The sequence below is a fragment of the Rhodococcus quanlei genome (genome assembly GCF_055231015.1).
Genome location: NZ_JBUYWD010000025.1, coordinates 72,612 through 91,702, shown reverse-complemented (window position 1 = coordinate 91,702; position 19,091 = coordinate 72,612). Strand labels below are relative to the sequence as shown.

21 protein-coding genes are annotated in these 19,091 nt (G+C 64.9%); 13 read left to right on the top strand and 8 right to left on the bottom strand.

Annotated features, from left to right (window positions below):
- On the bottom strand, window positions 1-495 hold the full coding sequence (locus tag ACZI8Q_RS18325) for a hypothetical protein (RefSeq protein ID WP_463374993.1): 495 nt from the start codon (window positions 493-495) through the stop codon (window positions 1-3).
- A gap of 454 nt (window positions 496-949) precedes the next feature.
- On the opposite strand from ACZI8Q_RS18325, the gene ACZI8Q_RS18320 reads away from it, so the two are divergent.
- The gene (locus ACZI8Q_RS18320) at window positions 950-1,336 is read left to right on the top strand and encodes a hypothetical protein (protein WP_463374992.1); all 387 of its coding nucleotides are present in this window, start codon (window positions 950-952) and stop codon (window positions 1,334-1,336) included.
- Window positions 1,337-1,372: 36 nt separating this feature from the next.
- Here the strand turns inward: ACZI8Q_RS18320 and ACZI8Q_RS18315 are convergent, their stop codons facing one another.
- A complete protein-coding gene (locus ACZI8Q_RS18315) occupies window positions 1,373-2,515 on the bottom strand; it encodes a lipase family protein (RefSeq protein WP_463374991.1) in 1,143 nt (380 codons plus the stop codon).
- Between the two features lie 62 nt (window positions 2,516-2,577).
- Complete coding sequence (locus ACZI8Q_RS18310; protein WP_463375013.1) at window positions 2,578-3,225, bottom strand: TetR/AcrR family transcriptional regulator C-terminal domain-containing protein; 648 nt, start codon at window positions 3,223-3,225, stop codon at window positions 2,578-2,580.
- A gap of 109 nt (window positions 3,226-3,334) precedes the next feature.
- Here ACZI8Q_RS18310 and bioB point away from each other — a divergent pair, with 109 nt between their 5' ends.
- Genes bioB through ACZI8Q_RS18295 form a run of 3 tightly spaced genes read left to right on the top strand, consistent with a single transcriptional unit; the run spans window position 3,335 to window position 5,231 of the window.
- Window positions 3,335-4,348 (top strand): biotin synthase BioB, encoded by a 1,014-nt coding sequence (gene bioB, locus ACZI8Q_RS18305; RefSeq protein WP_463374990.1) that lies wholly within the window; start codon window positions 3,335-3,337, stop codon window positions 4,346-4,348.
- Window positions 4,348-4,590 (top strand): biotin synthase auxiliary protein BsaP, encoded by a 243-nt coding sequence (gene bsaP / locus ACZI8Q_RS18300; RefSeq protein ID WP_463375012.1) that lies wholly within the window; start codon window positions 4,348-4,350, stop codon window positions 4,588-4,590. The genes bioB and bsaP overlap by 1 nt, the downstream gene beginning before the upstream one ends.
- Window positions 4,591-4,601: 11 nt before the next feature.
- Window positions 4,602-5,231: a DUF2567 domain-containing protein gene (locus ACZI8Q_RS18295; protein WP_463374989.1), complete on the top strand. Its 630-nt coding sequence runs from the start codon at window positions 4,602-4,604 to the stop codon at window positions 5,229-5,231.
- Here ACZI8Q_RS18295 and ACZI8Q_RS18290 read toward each other — a convergent pair.
- Window positions 5,194-5,883 (bottom strand): NUDIX hydrolase, encoded by a 690-nt coding sequence (locus ACZI8Q_RS18290; protein ID WP_463374988.1) that lies wholly within the window; start codon window positions 5,881-5,883, stop codon window positions 5,194-5,196. The two genes, ACZI8Q_RS18295 and ACZI8Q_RS18290, sit on opposite strands and share 38 nt — an antisense overlap.
- Window positions 5,884-5,961: 78 nt before the next feature.
- Between ACZI8Q_RS18290 and nadA the strand changes: the two genes are divergently transcribed.
- The 3 genes from nadA to nadC are packed head-to-tail and all read left to right on the top strand — an operon-like array spanning window position 5,962 to window position 9,469.
- The gene (gene nadA / locus ACZI8Q_RS18285) at window positions 5,962-6,996 is read left to right on the top strand and encodes a quinolinate synthase NadA (RefSeq protein WP_463374987.1); all 1,035 of its coding nucleotides are present in this window, start codon (window positions 5,962-5,964) and stop codon (window positions 6,994-6,996) included.
- Entirely contained in the window at window positions 6,993-8,585 is a 1,593-nt protein-coding gene (locus ACZI8Q_RS18280) for an L-aspartate oxidase (protein WP_463374986.1), read from the top strand. Before nadA ends, ACZI8Q_RS18280 begins: the two co-directional genes overlap by 4 nt.
- A gap of 23 nt (window positions 8,586-8,608) precedes the next feature.
- Window positions 8,609-9,469: a carboxylating nicotinate-nucleotide diphosphorylase gene (nadC, locus tag ACZI8Q_RS18275; RefSeq protein WP_463375011.1), complete on the top strand. Its 861-nt coding sequence runs from the start codon at window positions 8,609-8,611 to the stop codon at window positions 9,467-9,469.
- A 17-nt stretch (window positions 9,470-9,486) separates the two neighbouring features.
- Here nadC and ACZI8Q_RS18270 read toward each other — a convergent pair whose 3' ends face one another.
- From ACZI8Q_RS18270 to ACZI8Q_RS18255, 4 genes are all read right to left on the bottom strand, one after another.
- Window positions 9,487-9,846, bottom strand: coding sequence for a VOC family protein (locus ACZI8Q_RS18270; RefSeq protein WP_463374985.1), 360 nt, complete (start codon window positions 9,844-9,846; stop codon window positions 9,487-9,489).
- Window positions 9,847-10,196: 350 nt separating this feature from the next.
- Window positions 10,197-10,601, bottom strand: a complete 405-nt coding sequence (locus ACZI8Q_RS18265; RefSeq protein WP_463374984.1) for a tail fiber domain-containing protein — start codon at window positions 10,599-10,601, stop codon at window positions 10,197-10,199.
- A 7-nt stretch (window positions 10,602-10,608) separates the two neighbouring features.
- The gene (locus tag ACZI8Q_RS18260; RefSeq protein WP_463374983.1) at window positions 10,609-10,737 is read right to left on the bottom strand and encodes a hypothetical protein; all 129 of its coding nucleotides are present in this window, start codon (window positions 10,735-10,737) and stop codon (window positions 10,609-10,611) included.
- Between the two features lie 249 nt (window positions 10,738-10,986).
- The gene (locus ACZI8Q_RS18255; RefSeq protein WP_463374982.1) at window positions 10,987-12,273 is read right to left on the bottom strand and encodes a glycoside hydrolase family 1 protein; all 1,287 of its coding nucleotides are present in this window, start codon (window positions 12,271-12,273) and stop codon (window positions 10,987-10,989) included.
- Between the two features lie 109 nt (window positions 12,274-12,382).
- On the opposite strand from ACZI8Q_RS18255, the gene ACZI8Q_RS18250 reads away from it, so the two are divergent.
- From ACZI8Q_RS18250 to ACZI8Q_RS18225, 6 genes are all read left to right on the top strand, one after another.
- The gene (locus tag ACZI8Q_RS18250) at window positions 12,383-14,332 is read left to right on the top strand and encodes an acyl-CoA dehydrogenase family protein (protein WP_463374981.1); all 1,950 of its coding nucleotides are present in this window, start codon (window positions 12,383-12,385) and stop codon (window positions 14,330-14,332) included.
- Window positions 14,333-14,532: 200 nt separating this feature from the next.
- On the top strand, window positions 14,533-15,870 hold the full coding sequence (hisD, locus tag ACZI8Q_RS18245; RefSeq protein ID WP_463374980.1) for a histidinol dehydrogenase: 1,338 nt from the start codon (window positions 14,533-14,535) through the stop codon (window positions 15,868-15,870).
- On the top strand, window positions 15,867-17,000 hold the full coding sequence (locus tag ACZI8Q_RS18240) for a histidinol-phosphate transaminase (protein WP_463374979.1): 1,134 nt from the start codon (window positions 15,867-15,869) through the stop codon (window positions 16,998-17,000). The genes hisD and ACZI8Q_RS18240 overlap by 4 nt, the downstream gene beginning before the upstream one ends.
- Window positions 16,997-17,611: an imidazoleglycerol-phosphate dehydratase HisB gene (gene hisB / locus ACZI8Q_RS18235; protein ID WP_463374978.1), complete on the top strand. Its 615-nt coding sequence runs from the start codon at window positions 16,997-16,999 to the stop codon at window positions 17,609-17,611. The genes ACZI8Q_RS18240 and hisB overlap by 4 nt, the downstream gene beginning before the upstream one ends.
- A gap of 4 nt (window positions 17,612-17,615) precedes the next feature.
- The gene (locus ACZI8Q_RS18230; protein WP_463374977.1) at window positions 17,616-17,768 is read left to right on the top strand and encodes a hypothetical protein; all 153 of its coding nucleotides are present in this window, start codon (window positions 17,616-17,618) and stop codon (window positions 17,766-17,768) included.
- Between the two features lie 45 nt (window positions 17,769-17,813).
- On the top strand, window positions 17,814-18,917 hold the full coding sequence (locus ACZI8Q_RS18225) for an MFS transporter (protein ID WP_463375010.1): 1,104 nt from the start codon (window positions 17,814-17,816) through the stop codon (window positions 18,915-18,917).
- Window positions 18,918-19,091 lie beyond the last annotated feature (174 nt).

Below are 19,091 nucleotides of genomic sequence, written 5' to 3'. Positions count from 1 at the left end.
TCACACGCCGGATAGGTTCTTCGTCTGGCGTGGCGGTTCCGGGACGGTGGTCGGCCACATCTGGATCAGGTAGTCCTCGACGGGGTTCTCGAAGATGGCCCCGTCGTATTCGATGTTCTTTCCGCGAGCGTAGATACGGACTCGGTACCGGTGTCGGCCAGGCGGCGTGAGCTTCTCGTCCTCATTCTCAGGTATGGCCTGAAACAGCTCCAGTCCTCGGACTGCGACGCCCCTGTCCCAGTCGTAGACCAAATCACCTTCAGCAGCGTCTTCCCACTCGGTGTCGTCGTACTGCGGTGGTGTGTCGTGTATTTCGAGATCGACGTTCACGGGTCCGTACCGGACTCCCACTCTTACGTAGAGTTGGTCTTCTGCGAACAGTGCGAGATTGAACTCCGGGTATTGGCCATTGATGACCTCACGGAATTGGTCGGTTGAGATTTCGAGCAAGTGATACTCGGTCGTCACCACGGACTGATAGCGCTCGACAAGCATGTGGGGTCCTCAGTGCTTCGATGGGGCGGTCGGGCGGTCGGGCGGTCATGGGCCGATCCGATACACATAGTGATGACCGCCTGGTATGCCTCCACGCGGGTGGAGGCATACCAGGCGAGATCTCAGATGGCCGACAGGTTATTCATCTAGCGTGGTCGTTCCATACCGTCTAGTAGGCCACATTCGGACCACGTCGTCCTCGAAGGGCGCCTCGACGAGGCAGTCAAGGAGCCAGGTGGACTTCCTTGTCGTTGTCGACACCTTACCTATCTACCGGACAGATTCTTCGTTTGGTGCGGGGGTTCCGGCTCGGTGGTCGGCCACATCTGGATCAGGTAGTCCTCGGTGGTGCCGATGGTTGCGCCACACTGCCCGGTAAGCATGCGATTTCGGTTTGTAGTCCGTGTGGATCAGACGTGCTGATCGCAAAGCGGATCCGTGTACCATCCTTACGGTGGGCAAATGGGGCGGTGAGCGGATCGGACGGCTGAGCCTCTGGTTCGATGCCGCCTATTGCACGATCTTCGGAGGTGGGGTCGCAGTCGCGGCCCCGTTCATCGCCAAGACCCTCCCGATGCCTGTGTGGCTGCTGGTGGTTGCTGGCATCGTGGTTGTCCTGTGGGCGGGACTGATCGTGGCCATGCTGACTTGGCTACCGCTGCGCACGGTCCTGAGGTTGGTGATGACCGTCAACCTCCTGGCGGCGGCCGCAGTCGCCGCAGTCTCGGCCATCGGCGCAACGGTGCTCGTGCTGTTGGCCGTCCTCGCGGTCGCAGTGGATGTTGCACTGTTCGCTGGGAGTCAGGGATTTGCGCTGCGCCGCCTGCGATTTGCGGTCTAGCTCCTTGCCGGGCCGCGGGCGTTGAGGCTGGCCCACCTACTTCGTGAGAATGCGCGCGACGAAGGGTGTTGTGTCTTCGAGCGATGCGGGCATGGTCTGCAGATGCCCGGTGGGATAGGTGCGAAAGTCGAAGTGCTCACCGTTCGCCCGGAGTTGGGACACCAGCGCGAAGGTGAACGCCACCGGGACCATCACGTCCACGAGGCCGTGTCCGATGAACAGCGGGCGATCGTAACCGGACGCGGGAACGTGCAGTGCGCTGCGTGCCGCTTCCAGAAAGACCGGATCGTTCAGAGACTTCGAGAGCAGGTCACCGATCGTCACACCGGCCAACCGCTGAGCGGCGTCCGCGTAGCAGTACTGCTCCGCGATCTGCAGTGCCTCACGACCCTGCGCACTCAGGTAGGAATCGATATCCACGTGTGGCCGAGACGCCCGTAGGCCGGCGAGCATGTACGCGATGAACACGGTGCTGCCCTCGAGCGGCAACTCCGGAAAGTCCGGACCTCCCAGAAATGCCAGGTTTTCGATGTTCGACGGTGCGCCCGTCGCCACCGCTCCGCGATAATCGAGTTCGGGCGCGTAATCGGTGGCGATCGCGGCAGTTCTGAGGGCTGCGTGGCCTCCTTGGGACTGCCCGATTACCGCCCAGCGAGACGACAGATCGGGTTCGACGGCGTGTGCGGCCCGGACCATGTCGATCACCGCGTGAGCTTCCGACGCCCCGTCCAGATAGGGGTGGATACCGGGTGTGCCCAGGCCGACGTAGTCGGTTGCCACCAGTGCGTAACCCTGCGAGAACCAGTGCGTCACATACGGTCCGCCGATCCTTCCGGTGCGGGTCGGCGCGCAGTGGTCGGCGATTCCGACCGTTCCGTGCGCCCACGAGATCACCGGCCAACCTCCGGGCGGGGGTGTGCCGGGCGGAACGAATACGGCTCCGGTGCTCAGTGCCGGCTCGCCGGTGGGTCCGGTTGTTCGGTACGTCAGTAGGTGGGCGCGTTCGGTGCCGTCGAGCCAGCTGTCACGGGGGAGCGGTGCGACGTCGACGACAGTTCCTGCTGCTCTGTCGTCCTGCGTCCGGTCGTCGGCATGCACCACCGGCGTGGCCAGGAACGAGACGACGACCATCGTCACGAGGGCGATGAGTGTGGACCTGAGTGGTGGGGATCTGAACATGGCGCAGCTCCGATCGGTGACGACCGTGGCGGGATGGTGCCATGACGTTCAGTGTGCGCTCTTCAGGAGTGGGGCGTGCGCTCTTTCAGCCGTGCGCGAATGCCGTCGACGAACAGGTTCAGACCGAAATCGAATCGGATGGCCGGATCGCCGTCGCGAAGATCCTCGTCGTACTCGGCCAACGACGACTCGGGCGCGTCCGGTGCAATCGTGCCGCGGGTCAGGGCTCCGGCGGAGATCATCTGGGTGTGCGACTGTTCGTCGACCGTGTGGCCGAGCACGTAATAGAGCAGTGAGTACGACGCCAACTCGGCGTGTTCTCGGGAGATCCCGGACATCGCGGCTGCGCTGGCGAAGCTCTCGCGGACACGGCTGTTGGTCATCCGTGACGCATACGTTGCGGATACCAGTTCTGCGGCGTCGCGATGTGCCAGCAGTGCCGAGCGCAGGCGGTGCGCCAGCTCGACGACGCGCTCGGACCAGTCGGTGGGTGAGCCGTCCGAGGGAGATTCGGACAGGGCGTCGACGTCCTCGAGAATCTTGTCTGCCATGGCGCCGAGGAGCGTCTGTTTGTTCGGGAAGTGCCAGTACAGAGCGCCGGGCTGCACACTGAGCGAGGTCGCAAGTCGACGCATCGTGAGATCGGCCAGACCGTACTCGTCCAGGATGGCCATCGCGCCGCCCAGTACGTCGCCTCGTCGCAATTGCACTGTGATTCGCTCCCGTTCGTTGGATTGCTTTGACACCATTGCACCACGGATCTACGGTGAACACCGTTCAACTTGTACGGTGTTCAATTCCATTCTTCAGGAGATTCACGTGACGTCGGTGCCCGTCCAGACAGACATTCTCGCGACCGCGCGTGAACAGGTTCTCGAACGCGGTGAGCCGTTGACCGAGGCTCAGGTTCTCGAGGTCCTGCAATTGGACGACGAGCGTCTCGAGGATTTGCTGACCCTCGCGCACGATGTCCGCATGAAGTGGTGCGGGCCCGAGGTGGAGGTCGAGGGCATCATCAGCCTCAAGACCGGCGGTTGCCCCGAGGACTGCCACTTCTGCTCGCAGTCGGGTCTGTTCCAGTCGCCTGTGCGGGCTGCGTGGCTCGACATTCCGTCGCTGGTGGAGGCTGCAAAGCAGACCGCGAAATCGGGTGCCAGTGAGTTCTGCATCGTTGCCGCCGTTCGTGGTCCCGACGATCGTCTGCTCGCCCAGGTCGCCGCAGGTATCGAGGCGATCCGCAACGAGGTCGACATTCAGATCGCTTGCTCCCTGGGAATGCTCACGCAGGAGCAGGTAGACCAGCTCGCGGCGATGGGTGTGCACCGGTACAACCACAATCTCGAAACCTCGCGGTCGCACTTCCCGAACGTCGTGACCACCCACACCTGGGAAGAGCGCTGGGGCACTTTGCGCATGGTCCGCGAGGCGGGTATGGAGGTGTGCTGCGGCGGCATCCTCGGTATGGGGGAAAGCCTCGAACAGCGCGCCGAGTTCGCCGCCAATCTGGCAGAGCTCGAGCCCGATGAGGTTCCGCTCAACTTCCTGAACCCGCGCCCGGGCACCCCGTTCGGGGACCTCGAGGTGCTTCCGGCGAGCGAGGCGCTCAAGTCGGTTGCCGCGTTCCGTCTCGCGCTGCCGCGCACCATTCTCCGATTCGCCGGCGGGCGCGAGATCACCCTCGGCGACCTGGGTGCCCAGCAGGGCATTCTCGGCGGCATCAACGCCGTCATCGTGGGCAACTACCTGACCACCCTCGGGCGCCCGGCTGAGCAGGACCTCGACCTTCTGGTCGATCTGCAGATGCCCATCAAGGCTCTGAACGACACGCTGTGATGGTCCCCGTGCAGGACGGGGCCGGCGGTGAGGTCGAGGCTGCGTTCAACGTGTACACCGGTCGCCGGGTCGTCGAGGGCGTAGACGACGCCGTTCCGACTGCCGCGCAACTCGGACTCGAGCCACCCCGGTTCTGCATGGCCTGCGGCCGGCGCATGATCGTGCAGATCAGCCCAGACGGATGGTGGGCGAAATGCTCCCGCCACGGCGTGTTCGACTCGATAGACCTCGGCCGGAGGTAGCGTCGGACGGCGTGAACCGTCTTCGCGGAACCCAGCTCGGTGCGGCACTGCTCGCGGCGTGCGCAATCGTCGTCGCCAGTGCCGTGGTGGGCGTCGCGTGGGGTTTCCTGGCCCCGGCCCAGCACGAACTGATGTTGTCCTCCGGGCGGGCCGTACCGTTGACCGGGGAGAGCCTGCACCGCTTCGATGCCACGGCGATGCTGGCGTGTGCAGGGCTCGTGGTCGGCGTCGTCTCCGCGGCAGCCGTGTGGGCTTTTCGTCGGAGCCGTGGTCCGTTCACCTTCGCAGGCGTGTTGCTCGGTTCGGCTGCAGGTGCTGCGGTGATGGCCGGTTCCGGGATGGTTGTCGCGGGACTGCGCTATCCGCAACTGTCGTCCTTCGGGCCGGGCGATGTGTTCGCCGTCCCACCGGGGGTCGGCACGTTCCTCGTGCTCGTCTTCCAGCCGTTGGCGGCGTGTGTGGTGACGCTGATCTTGGCAGCGTTCAATCCCTACGACGATCTCGGTGTCACCGACCACGAGGGCGACGACCACGAGGACGACGAGCCGGAGGGCGAGGTGCAGGACGGTGTCTCGCCTGAGGGCGACCTCGCGCCGGGGGAGATCAGGTGGGCGGCCGAAGCGCCGCGAACTCGTCTGTGACGCGAAGACTTCCGTCGGTGAAGCGGTACAGCGCCGGCGGACGGCCGCCCGTCTTGCCGGACTTCGCTGTATTGCCTGTCGCGGTGAGCACGCCTCGTCGGTTCAGGACGCGCTGCAAGTTGGTGGCATCGACCTGGTATCCGAGTGCTGCGCAATAGATTTCTCGCAGAGTAGACATGGCGAACTCGTCTGGGGCGAGTCCGAAGGCGATGTTCGTGTAGGACAGCTTCGCGGCCAGTCGATTGCGGGCGTGTTCGACAACGGTGCCATGGTCGAACGACATGGGTGGCAGGTTCGACACAGGATGCCACGCAGTGTCCTCCGGCAGCTGCGGGTCGGACGTCAGTGGAACGAGGCCGAGGAACGTCGAGGCGATCCGGCGGGGGCCGGGTACGCGATCGGGTGCGCTGAACACGGAGAGCTGCTCGAGATGGGCCACCTTGCGCACGTCGACCTTCTCGGCCAGCTGACGGTGCGCGGACGTGGACAGGTCTTCGTCGCCACGGAGGGTGCCGCCGGGGAGGGACCACGTTCCCTTGGCGGGATCGAGCGCCCGCTGCCACAGAAGAACGGCGAGTTCGGGATGCTCGATACCGCGAACTTGGAACACCGCGGTGAGGACCTCGTGAGTGGTGGTGTTACCATTGAGCATGTTTTCGATCATAAGTCGAAAACCTCGGTTTGAGAAATCCGGGCCAGCTCGCCCGGGTTCACGGTGAAGGAGCAAGCCATGACGAGCACGTTGTGGGCGGGTAGCGACTCGCAGATCCAGGACGGTCCGGGCGGATACACCGGCGTCGAGGCGAGCGAAGAATGGGCCGCCGAGATCAAACGTCTGGCACGTGCGCGCGGGGCCACACTGCTGGCGCACAACTACCAGCTCCCGGCCATCCAGGACGTCGCCGACCACGTCGGAGACTCGCTCGCGCTCTCGCGGATCGCGGCGGAGGCGCCGGAGGACACCATCGTGTTCTGCGGTGTGCACTTCATGGCCGAGACCGCCAAGATCCTCAGCCCGCAGAAGACGGTGCTGATCCCCGACGAGCGGGCCGGATGTTCGCTCGCCGACTCGATCACCGCGGCCGACCTGCGGGCATGGAAGGCCGACCACCCGGATGCCGTAGTGGTGTCGTACGTGAACACCACCGCCGAGGTGAAGGGTCTCACCGACATCTGCTGCACGTCGTCCAACGCGGTCGACGTCGTGGCGTCGATAGACCCGGACCGCGAGGTGCTGTTCCTGCCCGACCAGTTCCTCGGCGCCCACGTGAAGCGCGTGACCGGCCGCGAGAACATGCACATCTGGGCCGGCGAGTGCCACGTACACGCCGGAATCAACGGGGACGAACTCACGGCGCAGTCGAAGTCACACCCTGACGCCGAGCTTTTCGTGCACCCGGAATGCGGTTGCGCGACGTCTGCCCTGTACCTCGCCGGTGAAGGCTTCGTACCCGAGGACAAGGTGAAAATCCTCTCGACCGGTGGCATGCTCGACGCGGCCCGTGATACCGGCGCCAAGCAGGTTCTCGTCGCCACCGAGGTCGGCATGCTGCACCAGTTGCGCAAGGCGGCGCCCGAGGTCGATTTCCAGGCTGTCAACGATCGCGCTTCCTGCCCGTACATGAAGATGATCACCCCGGCAGCGCTGTTGCGGTGCCTTCTCGAAAACAAGGACGAGGTTCACGTCGACCCGGCCACCGCGGAGCAGGCGCGTGCGTCCGTTCAGCGGATGATCGAGATCGGCAACCCCGGCGGAGGCGAGTGACGATGCCCGTCCCGGGGGTTTCCTGGGAAGACCACGCTGATCTGGTGGTGGTCGGTGGCGGTGTTGCGGGCTTGACAGCCGCGCGGACGGCATCTCGGCAGGGACTGCAGGTGCTCACCGTCAGCAAGAACGGTCCGCTCGACACGGCAACCCAGTTCGCCCAGGGCGGCATAGCGGTGGTCGACGGTCACGACGCGTTCGACACGGTCGAACGTCATGTCGCGGACACGTGCGCAGCGGGCGCGGGTATGTGCGATGAGGACGCGGTCCGGTCGATCGTCACCGCCGGCCGCGACGCGGTGGCAAAGCTGACAGCATCGGGTGCGGTGTTCGATCGAGGCCGGGACGGCAACATCGCCCACACACGTGAAGGCGGGCACAGCGCCCGCCGGATCGTGCACGCGGGCGGTGACGCCACCGGTGCCGAGGTGCAACGTGTCAGTGCCGCAGATCAGGACGTGCTCTTCGGAACGATGGCGGTTCGGGTACTGACCGGCAGTGCCGGAGTATCGGGTCTGCTCGTAAGTTCGCCGCGCGGACTCGGTGTGATTCATGCACCGGCCGTCCTACTGGCGACCGGCGGGCTCGGCCAGCTCTACTCCTGCAGCACCAATCCTGCTGGTGCAACGGCAGACGGAATCGAGTTGGCTCTGGCCGCCGGCGCGGACGTCGCGGATCTCGAGTTCATCCAGTTCCATCCCACCGTCCTGTTCGCGGTGAACGGTGTGGGCCGTCGCCCGCTGATCAGTGAGGCAGTACGAGGCGAAGGTGCGGTGCTCGTCGATGCCGACGGAAAGTCGGTGACCGCGGACGCGCACCCCCTCGGCGATCTGGCTCCGCGTGATGTGGTGTCGCGTGCGATTGCACTTCGACTTACCGAATCGGGCGCGGACCACGTCTTCCTCGACGCTCGCCGGGTCAGCGGGTTCGCGGACCGGTTCCCGACGATCACCGCATCCTGCCGCGACGCCGGAATCGACCCGCAGTCCCAATTGATCCCGGTGGCGCCGGCCGCGCACTATTCGTGCGGCGGAGTCGTCACCGATGTGCACGGGCGCACCACTGTCCCGGGCTTGTACGCGGCCGGTGAGGTTGCCCGCACCGGACTGCACGGCGCGAACCGGTTGGCGTCGAACAGTTTGCTCGAGGGGCTTGTCGTCGGTGAACGCGTCGGGATCGCAGCGACCGAACGGACCGAAGTTCGCGTCGAGGTGACCGACGCATCTACTGGTTCCTCGTGGGCGGCGCCGCGGCCCGTCGTGCAGGAACTGATGACGAAGTACGCCTCCGTGATTCGCGACGGCGACGAACTGCGCGGACTCCGAGCGGCACTCGCAACTCGGTCGGAGCCTGCGTTGCCGACAGGGCATTCGACGCTCGAGGACTCGGCACTCACGCTTACGGCGAGTGCCGTGGCATTGGCCGCGGACGCCCGCACCGAGAGTCGCGGTTGCCACATACGTACCGATTTTCCGGCCACATCCGAGGACTGGAAGTGCAGCATCCGTCTACGCATGCGCGACGGCGGGCTCGAAGTACTCGGACGCGACCGACCACACCAACCGCAATTGACAGGAGCCTGCCCATGACGAGTTCGCCTGTGAACGGGGGCATGGCGTTGTCGGACGAACTCCCACGTGACGAAGTGCTGCAGTTACTCCGGACGGCGTTGGACGAGGACCTCCGGTATGGCCCCGACGTGACGTCGACGGCCACCGTGCCCGCCGATGCGGTGGCGAAGGCGTCCGTGGCGTCGCGTGCCGCCGGAACCGTCGCCGGGATCGATGTGGGGCTGTTGGTTCTCGACGAGGTGATCGGTTCGGGCAACTACGAGGTCGTGGATCGGGTGACGGACGGTACCCGCGTGGTACCCGGCCAAGTGGTGCTGTCGGTGACCGCACCGACTAGGGGATTGCTCACCGCGGAACGCACGATGCTGAACCTGATGTGCCACCTGTCCGGTATCGCGTCGGCCACGGCACAGTGGGTCGATGCTGTCGAGGGCACGGACGCGAAGATCCGCGACAGTCGCAAGACCCTGCCTGGTCTGAGGGCATTGCAGAAGTACGCGGTGCGTGTGGGCGGGGGAGTCAATCACCGGATGGGGCTCGGTGACGCCGCGCTCATCAAGGACAATCACGTTGCCGCAGCAGGTTCTGTGGTGGCGGCGCTGCGCGCAGTGCGTGCGGCCTACCCAGACCTCGAGTGTGAGGTCGAGGTGGACAACCTGACGCAATTGGACGAGGTTCTCGCCGAGAATGCCGAACTGGTACTGCTGGACAACTTTCCGCTGTGGCAGACCCAGATGGCGGTGCAGCGGCGGGATGCGGCCTCACCGTCCACCAAGCTCGAGTCCTCGGGTGGCCTGACCCTGGACATGGCAGCCGACTACGCCGCCACCGGTGTCGATTACCTTGCGGTGGGTGCGCTCACCCACTCGGTCGGTGTACTCGACCTGGGTCTCGATATGTGAGTACGGATATCGGCTGGCTACTTGGCAGCCCACACTCCGAGTTCGTTGCCGCTGGGGTCGGCGAAGTGGAATCGACGTCCACCAGGGAACTCGTACGGCCCCTGCAGAACTGATCCACCGGATGATTCGACTGCCGTCACACTGGCATCGAGATTCTCCGAGTAGAGCAACACGAATACGCCGCCGGTGCCCGGTTTGTGGTTTTCCGACAGGGCCAGCCCGCCCACGTCGGTGCCGTTCGCCGATCGGATTCCGGCGTAGGTGGGGCCGTAGTCGTTGAACGACCACCCGAACGCGTCGGCATAGAAATCCCGTGCGCGAGCTAGGTCGTCGACAGGAATCTCGATGTAATCAAGAGTGTGGTGTGTGTTCGTCATGGGATCACGATAGGTCCGGGCACCGACAAAAGGTCGCGATCAATTCGACTGTTCGGTGGTCGGTCGAGTACTCGGGTCAGGCACTGTCGACCGCAGCCAGTCGATCCCCGGTGGGACGATATCGTCCGCCCACGACTCCGCGACGATCCAGTACGGCGCGTGCGTGGCAACTCGATGTTCGCGCCGTAGCGACGGGCGATCCGCCGGAGACATAGAGCAGGTTCGGGCCGCAAGCTTCTGTGCGAGCAGGTCGCCGAAACTGTTCCCGATAAGGGTCGGCTGCACGAACAGCCGTTCACGCGCAGCGGGAACAGTCGCGAAGAGTCCGTGGAGAAACAGGACTTGCTGTGTTATGAACGCCGGCTGCCTTCGGATGTGCATTCGCGTAGACGCTGGAGTTCGGCTTCCAGCTTTGCGAGCCGACGATGCAGGTCCTGGATACTTGCCATGCATACTCCGTTCGCGTCGACGGCGGCGATGTGACGCGGGTCGTCGCCGAGCCCGAAGGCGTCCGCGAAATCCTGGGCGGTCGGGCCGAGGTGGCGTACCGACTGGTGATCGAATCCGTACGTCCACCTGCTGATGGGCAGAGTGGAGAGGCGTTCCACTATCTCGTGGGCGCCCGTCGGGATCGGTTCGGACGACTCGACACCCCGGCGCCGACCGACGTGCGAGCGAGCCCACGCGACCGGGTGCCGAACGCGTGCATTCATTCGTGCACGTCGCCGCGCCGCCGCCTCGTCCGTGCGGGTCACCGTGTTCCTACTCGGTGAGTTCTCGTATGTCGTGTTTGATCGTGGCGTCGCTGAGCAGTATTCCTACCCCGGCGCCCAACAATCCGATGCCGACGCCGACGGCAGCGCCGCCGAGTCCCAGTGCAAGGCCAAGCATGATTCCTCCCGAGATCAGGGGTCTGAAGTGCGCGAGAACGAGACGGACCTCTGCTGGTCCGATTCGCGGTGTCTCGTGCTCCGAATACCTTCCACATTCCTCCGTCGCCCCTGCCCTGGCAAGGGGGTGTACGACGGATATGTGCAGCTCCAGTGGCGTTTTCATGCCGATTAAACCGGAAGTTCGGTCTGGTATGTGGCGGGTGTCATCCACTGACACCCAAGCGATGTCAGACGTCTCGCCACAGCATCAACGGGTACTCACGCAGCTGCGCGGCGGGTCGACAAGGGAACAGAACGCAGGCGGCATGACCGGAACGTAGTCGGGGCTCACACCGTCGGCAGCAACTATCTCCCGATAGGTGGACACTGCGTCGGTCGCGTGGCGAGTGAGCGTAGGGTCCGTCGCTGCGTCGACTCTGTAAAGCCCGAACCGCGGGCGGAACGAGCCCCACTCGTAATTGTCCGTTATCGACCAGTAGTTGTAGCCGATCACGTCGGCCCCGTCCTCGCGGGCCCGGGTTATCCAGTAGATGTGATCGCGGAGGTGGTCCGATCGTGTGTAACCGTCTGGGCGGGCCTTCCCGTTGTCGGTCGGCATCCCGTTCTCGACCACATAAAGTGGCAGTTCGGGGAATTTTCGCGCGTACCGCATCAGGGTGTCGTAGATGCCCTCAGGTTGGGGCCTGACGTTGTAGAACTGATCGATCCCGGCGTAGGCGGCGGTGAGATTGTCGAGTGAGAGGCCGTAATAGAAGTCGACGCCCAAGAAGTCCAGTTTGTCGCGCACCCGATCCACGAAGGTGGCGTCGAAAAGATCTGCGACCGCAGGGATGAAGGCCAGATTGCTGCTGACCCGTGCTCCTGGATCGAGTTCGTGAATCATGTCGTATGCCTGCCGATGGGCGGTGATGAGTCGATCGAACATCGCCGGTGCTTGGGCGGCCGGGATGCCGCCGAACGTCAGTTCCTTGATCACGTACGTGGTGGGTTCGTTGATCGTGATCCATATAGCTCCCGAGGCGGCGTATCGTTCCACGACTTTCCGGGCGTTGGCCATCCAGAGATCGACGATTCTCGGATTCGCCCAGCCGCCCCGATCGGCAACCCATCCTGGATACACCCAGTGGTCGAGGGTGATCATCGGGATCATGCCGTGGCTTGTGATCTCCCGGACGACGTCGTCGTAATACCGAAACTCTTCCTCGTCCCAGTCGGTCGGTGACGGCTGGATACGAGCCCATTCGACGCCGAACCTGAACACGTCGACGCCGAGATCGGCAGCTCTGGCGATGTCCTCGGCATATCGGTGCCGGAAGTCGACGGCCTTGCCGACCTCGTCGTGGGTCCGACCGGCGTCGGAGTAGCGCCGCCAGTTGCTGTCCGGTGACGACCCCTCCGACTGGAAGCCGGAGGTGGCGACGCCCCAGAGGAAGTCGTCACCCTGTGTGCTCGCGCCGGCAACACTCGGCGCCGGTGCCAGCGAACAGACAAGCGCGAAGACGGTCACCGCGAACAACCGCAAGTGTGTGCGCACCCACGCAGGCTATTCGTTCGTCGCCTCTGCTCGGGAAAAAACGACGCATTCGTCCGATCTCGTGTCGAACTGCAGCCGAAGGGGAATACTCGTCGGTAGGAGGCGCGACATGGTCGATTCATCCGCACCAAAGGTCACCGAAGAAGAAGCCCGGGCAGTAGCCGAGGAGGCGCGCGAATCGGGGTGGGACAAGCCCTCGTTCGCGAAGGAACTCTTCATGGGCCGGCTCAGTCTCGATCTGGTTCATCCGTTCCCCCGCCCGGCCCCTGGCGACGTGGAGTACACGAACCGATTCCTCGTCGAGCTTCGACGGTACTGCGAAGGGCTCGATGGGCAATTGATCGAATCTCAATCGCAGATTCCCGACGACTACGTCCGAGGTTTCGCCGATCTCGGATGCTTCGGTCTCAAGATTCCGGTGGAGTACGGCGGGCTGGGCATGTCCCAGGTCGCCTACAACCGAGCACTGATGCTGGTCGCCTCGGTTCACCCGAGTCTCGGAGCATTGCTCTCCGCGCATCAGTCGATCGGGGTTCCCGAGCCACTGAAACTGGCCGGTACACCCGAGCAGAAGAAGCAATTCCTCCCGCGGTGCGCGAAAGGGGCGATCTCCGCGTTCCTGCTCACCGAACCGGACGTGGGTTCGGACCCCGCCCGGTTGGCGTCCAGCGCAACACCCACCGAGGACGGCGAGGCATACCTGCTCGACGGCCTGAAACTGTGGACCACGAACGGGGTCGTTGCTGAGCTCCTGGTCGTCATGGCTCGGGTTCCCCGTAGTGACGGTCACCGCGGCGGTATTTCGGCGTTCGTCGTCGAGGCGGACACGCCGGGAATCACCGTCGAGCGGCGCAACTCGTTCATGGGGCTGCGCGGGATCGAGAACGGGCTGACCCGACTGCATCAGGTTCGTGTTCCGAAAGAGAACCTGATCGGACGGGAGGGAGACGGTCTCAAGATCGCCCTCACCACACTCAATGCCGGACGTCTGGCGATACCGGCAATGTGTGCTGGTGCCGGAAAATGGTCGCTGAAGATCGCGCGGGAGTGGTCCGCTGCCCGGGTGCAGTGGGGCAAGCCTGTCGGCCGGCACGGAGCTGTTGCCAGCAAGATTTCCTTCATGGCAGCCACCACGTTCGCGCTCGAAGCCGTCGTCGATCTGTCGGCCCAGATGAACGACGAAGGCCGCAACGACATTCGGATCGAAGCGGCGCTCGCGAAGCTGTGGTCGAGCGAGATGTCGTGCCAGATCGCGGACGAGTTGCTTCAGGTGCGCGGCGGACGCGGCTACGAGACCGCCGCTTCGCTGGCGGCCCGTGGTGAGCGTGCGGTTCCCACGGAGCAGCTACTCCGTGACCTGCGGATCAACCGGATCTTCGAGGGCTCCAGCGAGATCATGAGGTTGCTCGTCGCTCGTGAGGCTGTGGATGCGCATCTGACCGCTGCCGGTGACCTGGTCGACCCCAACGCCGATACATCCACCAAGGCCCGGGCCGCAGCCAAGGCGAGTGGCTTCTACGCGAAGTGGTTGCCGCAGCTGGTGGCGGGCAAGGGTCAGGTGCCCACGTCGTTCGGGGAGTTCGGGGTGCTGGCGAAGCATCTGCGGTTCGTCGAGCGCAGTTCGCGCAAACTTGCCCGGTCCACGTTCTACGGCATGGCCCGGTGGCAGGCGGGCCTCGAGAAGCAGCAGGGATTTCTCGGCCGCATCGTCGACATCGGTGCCGAACTGTTCGCCATGTCGGCGAGCTGCGTCCGAGCCGAGATGGAGCGGGGGGAAAACGAGGCAGAAGGGGCAGCGGCCATCGAGCTCGCCGACATGTTCTGCCAGCAGTCCGCCATCCGGGTGGACGGGTTGTTCGCGGCGCTGTGGCGTAATACCGACGACGCCGACCGGAAGCTTGCAGGCGAGGTGCTCGACGGTCGGTACACCTGGCTCGAGCGAGGGGTACTCGATCAGAGTGAAGGGACGGGGCCGTGGATTCCCGAGTGGACCCCGGGTGAATCAACCGACGAGAATCTGGCGCGGCGTTTCCTGTCGTCGACACACAAGGTCACGTGACGCGGAGGGTCAGCAAAAGAGCAGGTAAGCGCATGTTCTCTGGTCGAACGACGCGGATATCTGCCGTCGGTGAGACGTCCCTCCTTCGCCGGTAGGGGGCTGCCTGGAAACGCAGTTGCATCCATCGCGGATAATCGAGGGTGAACTCTGCCCGGGGACGTACCCCGGGCAGGCATACCGTTCGCCAGAGAGGACCCCTCATGCTCGCCCGCACCGACCTTCGTGGTCGAACCCCATCCACGGCCGAACTTCGGGCCGCGCTTCCACGAGGTGGAGTGGATGTGGACGCGGTGCTGCATCAGGTACGCCCAGTGGTCGAGGACATCCGTGATCGCGGTGTCGACGCCGCGCTCGAGCTCAGTGAGAAGTTCGACGGCGTGCGCCCGAATCGGGTGCGTGTTCGGCAGGCCGAACTCGATCGTGCCCTGAACGAACTCGATCCCGCCGTGCGGGCGGCTCTCGAAGTCGCCATCGAGCGCACCCGCAAGGTGCATGCCGATCAGCGGCGCACCGATACCGTCACCGAGGTGGTTCCGGGTGGGGTCGTCACCGAACGCTGGGTACCGGTCGACCGTGTCGGACTGTACGTGCCAGGCGGGAACGCGGTGTATCCGTCGAGCGTCGTGATGAACGTCGTCCCGGCCCAGGCTGCCGGCGTGGGTTCACTCGTCGTCGCCTCACCCCCACAGGCCGCGTTCGGCGGCTTGCCGCACCCGACCATCTTGGCCGCTGCCGCGCTTCTCGGCGTCGACGAGGTGTGGGCCGTCGGAGGTGGTCAGGGCGTGGCGCTCCTGACATACGGCGGCACGGACACGACCGGCGAAGAACTGGCGCCCGTTGATCTCATCACCGGTCCCGGCAACATCTACGTGACGGCCGCCAAGCGTCTGTGCCGGGGACTCGTCGGCATCGACGCCGAGGCCGGACCCACCGAGATCGCGATCCTCGCCGACCACACCGCCGACCCAGTGCACGTGGCCGCCGACATGATCAGTCAGGCCGAGCACGACGTCATGGCGGCGAGTGTTCTCGTCACCACGAGTGAAGAACTCTCCGATGCGGTCGATGCGGCGGTTGCGGCGCAGTTGGAGACCACCCGTCACCGCGAGCGAGTCACCACCGCTCTGTCGGGTTCACAGTCGGGGATCGTGCTGGTGTCCGGCATCGAAGCCGGACTCCGCGTCGTCAACGCGTACGCGGCGGAGCACCTCGAGATCCAGACCGAGAATGCTTCCGACGTGGCGGCACGGGTCACCAGCGCCGGTGCTGTCTTCGTCGGTGCGTGGGCGCCGGTCAGTCTCGGCGACTACTGCGCCGGGTCCAATCACGTGCTGCCGACAGCGGGCTGCGCCCGTCACTCCTCGGGTCTGAGCGTGCAGACGTTCTTGCGTGGTATCCACGTGGTCGACTACTCGGAGTCGGCGCTGAAGGAAGTGTCCGGCCACGTCATCGCCCTGGCGAACGCGGAAGACCTGCCTGCTCACGGGGAAGCCGTCCGGCTGCGCTTCGAGGCCCTCCGCGCGGGGGAGCAGAAGTGAGCATTCCAGGTTCGTCGATCGAGGTGGAGGCGCTGCCCCTCCGAGACAATCTGCGCGGCAAGTCCGCCTACGGCGCACCTCAGTTGACGGTGCCGGTGCAGTTGAACACCAACGAGAATCCGCATCCGCCGACCGAGGCGCTCGTCGACGACGTCGCCGAATCGGTGCGGGAGGCGGCACGCGAACTGCACCGTTATCCCGACCGCGATGCCGTGGCGCTGCGCACCGACCTCGCCGCCTATCTGTCTCGCCAGACCGGGGTGGCCGTCACGGTCGACAATGTGTGGGCGGCAAACGGTTCCAACGAGATCCTGCAGCAGTTGCTGCAGGCGTTCGCCGGGCCCGGACGGAGCGCGATGGGCTTCGTGCCCTCGTACTCGATGCACCCGATCATCTCGGACGGCACGGACACCGAGTGGATTCCGGTGTTCCGGCGCACCGACTTCGCTCTCGACGTCGACGCCGCGGTGGCGGCCATCGCGGACAAGCGTCCCGACGTCGTGTTCGTCACGAGCCCGAACAATCCGACCGGACACAGCGTTCGCATCGCCGAACTGCGGCGGGTGCTCGACGCGGCTCCGGGCATCGTGATCGTCGACGAGGCGTACGCGGAGTTCTCCGATGCCCCGAGCGCAATGACCCTGATCGACGAGTACCCGGCCAAGCTGGTGGTCACCCGAACCATGAGCAAGGCGTTCGCCTTCGCGGGTGGCCGGCTCGGTTACCTGGCGGCGGCACCGGCGTTCATCGAAGCACTGCTGCTGGTGCGCCTGCCGTATCACCTGTCGGTGGTGACCCAAGCGGCCGCGCGGGCCGCGCTACGGCACGCGGACGAGACACTCGGCAGTGTGCACGATCTGGCAGCGGAACGCGTGCGGGTCTCGAAGGCGCTCGCGGACAGCGGATTCCGGGTGATACCAAGCGATGCGAACTTCATTCTGTTCGGCGAGTTCGCCGACAGTGCACGCGCGTGGCAGGCCTACCTTCACCGCGGCGTACTCATTCGCGACGTCGGCATTCCGGGGTACCTTCGCACCACGGTCGGCCTACCGTCCGAGAACGACGCCTTCATCGCGGCGAGCGACGAGATCGCCACCACCGAACTCACCACGGCAGGAGACCAGGGATGACCGACCGGATCGCACGGGTGCAGCGCACCACCAAGGAGTCCAGCATCGTCGTCGAACTGAATCTGGACGGCACGGGCCAAGTGGATGTGTCGACCGGTGTGCCGTTCTTCGACCACATGCTGAACGCACTCGGTTCACACGCGAGTTTCGACCTCTCCGTGCAGGCGAAGGGCGACATCGAGATCGAGGCGCACCACACGGTGGAGGACACCTCGATCGTGCTCGGGCAGGCGCTCGGTCAGGCGCTGGGGGACAAGAAGGGCATTCGCCGCTTCGGCGACGCGTTCATTCCGATGGACGAGACGCTCGCGCACGCGTCCGTCGACGTGTCGGGCCGGCCGTACTGCGTGCACACCGGGGAACCGGACTACCTTGTGCACTCCGTGATCGGCGGATACCCGGGTGTGCCGTACGCGACGGTCATCAACCGGCACGTGTTCGAGTCGATCGCCCTGAACGCGCGCATCGCCCTGCACGTTCGCGTGTTGTACGGCCGCGATCAGCACCACATCACCGAGGCCGAGTTCAAGGCCGTCGCACGGGCCCTGCGGGAGGCCGTCGAACCGGATCCTCGCGTCAAGGGTGTGCCGTCCACGAAGGGGAGTCTGTAACCCGATGGACGTCGTATGGATCTACGCGCTGTTCATCGTCGCGGGTATCGCTGCGGGTGGCTGCTACTCGATGTGGAAGATCAACAAACTCTTCTCCGGCGTTCTGTTGGCCATCGCGGTGTTGGCTGCCGTGGCTGGAATTCTCCGGCTGGTGTAAGTGGCCGAGCCTGGTCTGCTGCGCACGTCGGGACTTGTCGTCGCGATGGTGATGGGCGCTGCCGCATTCGGTGGTTGGGCAGTCTTGCTTCCGGTGGTGCCATTGGTGGTGTCCGACGCAGGCGGGTCCGACGCACTGGCCGGCGGTGTCACCGGGATCTTCATGGCAGCGACGGTGGGGACACAGTTGTGTGTGCCGTGGATGCTGCGCGCTCGCGGCCACCGTTGGGTGTTGGCGTGGGGATGTCTACTTCTCGGTCCACCATCGTTGTTGTTGCTGATGTCCACGGAGGCGCTTCCCGTCCTTTCGGTCTCGGCGGTGCGCGGCTGTGGCTTCGGGATGCTCACCGTCGCCGGAAGCGCTCTTGTTGCCGAATTGGTGCCGCGGCACATGCTCGGGCGCGCAACGGGTGCACAGGGAATCGCCATCTCTGCTGCTCAGGTAATGGGACTGCCTGCCGGCCTCGCCGTGTACCAGCGATGGTCCGAGGCGCCCGTCTTCATCCTCGGTGCCCTGATCCCGGTCGTTGCCGTGGCTGCCGTCGCCCGGCTCCCCACACTCCATCCGAAGCATTCGGACAGTTCGTCGGGCCGACCGGCGATGACGCGGCTACTCGTGCCGTTGTCTGCCATCGCGGTGGTTTCGGCGGCATTCGGGGGTGTTTCAAGCTTGCTGCCGATCGCAATGGATGACGCCGCTTCGACGGCCGGGGTGGTACTGGCAATCGTGAGCGCTGCGATGCTGGTTGGTCGATACACGGCTGGTGCAGCATCGGATCGGCTCGGTTCGGGTCGAATGCTTGTTCCTGCCATGGGGTCGGCCGCACTCGGATTGGCGTTGTTCGGGGTGGCGGTCGCGAGCGGCGCGGCGATGCCCGTGCTCATTCTGGGTGCGCTGGCTTTCGGTTTCGGGTTCGGCGCGGTCCAGAACGAATCGCTCGTCATGGTCTTCACCATCTCCGGACCCGCACGGTTCGGCGCCGGGAGTGCCGGATGGAACATCGGGTTCGATTCAGGCACTGGACTCGGTGCGTTGATGCTGGGGATCACCGCTGCCGTCTCCGGTTACGTGTGGGTGTTCGCGCTCGCCGCCACGGCGGTGTGTGCCGTCGCAGCAATCAACGTGGCGGTGGGTGCACACGGGACGTGAGGACAGCGGCATAGATTGTGGGTGTTCGTCAGGAGGTGTGGCGTAATAGAGCGCCGACGACGGTCGGCCACGTCACGACCAAGGTTGGCACTGTGATTTCGTCCTGCGGGAGCGCTGATCGAATCAAGAGACAGTTGTGCGAACAAGCCGGGCGTGTCCGCCCGAAAACTGTCC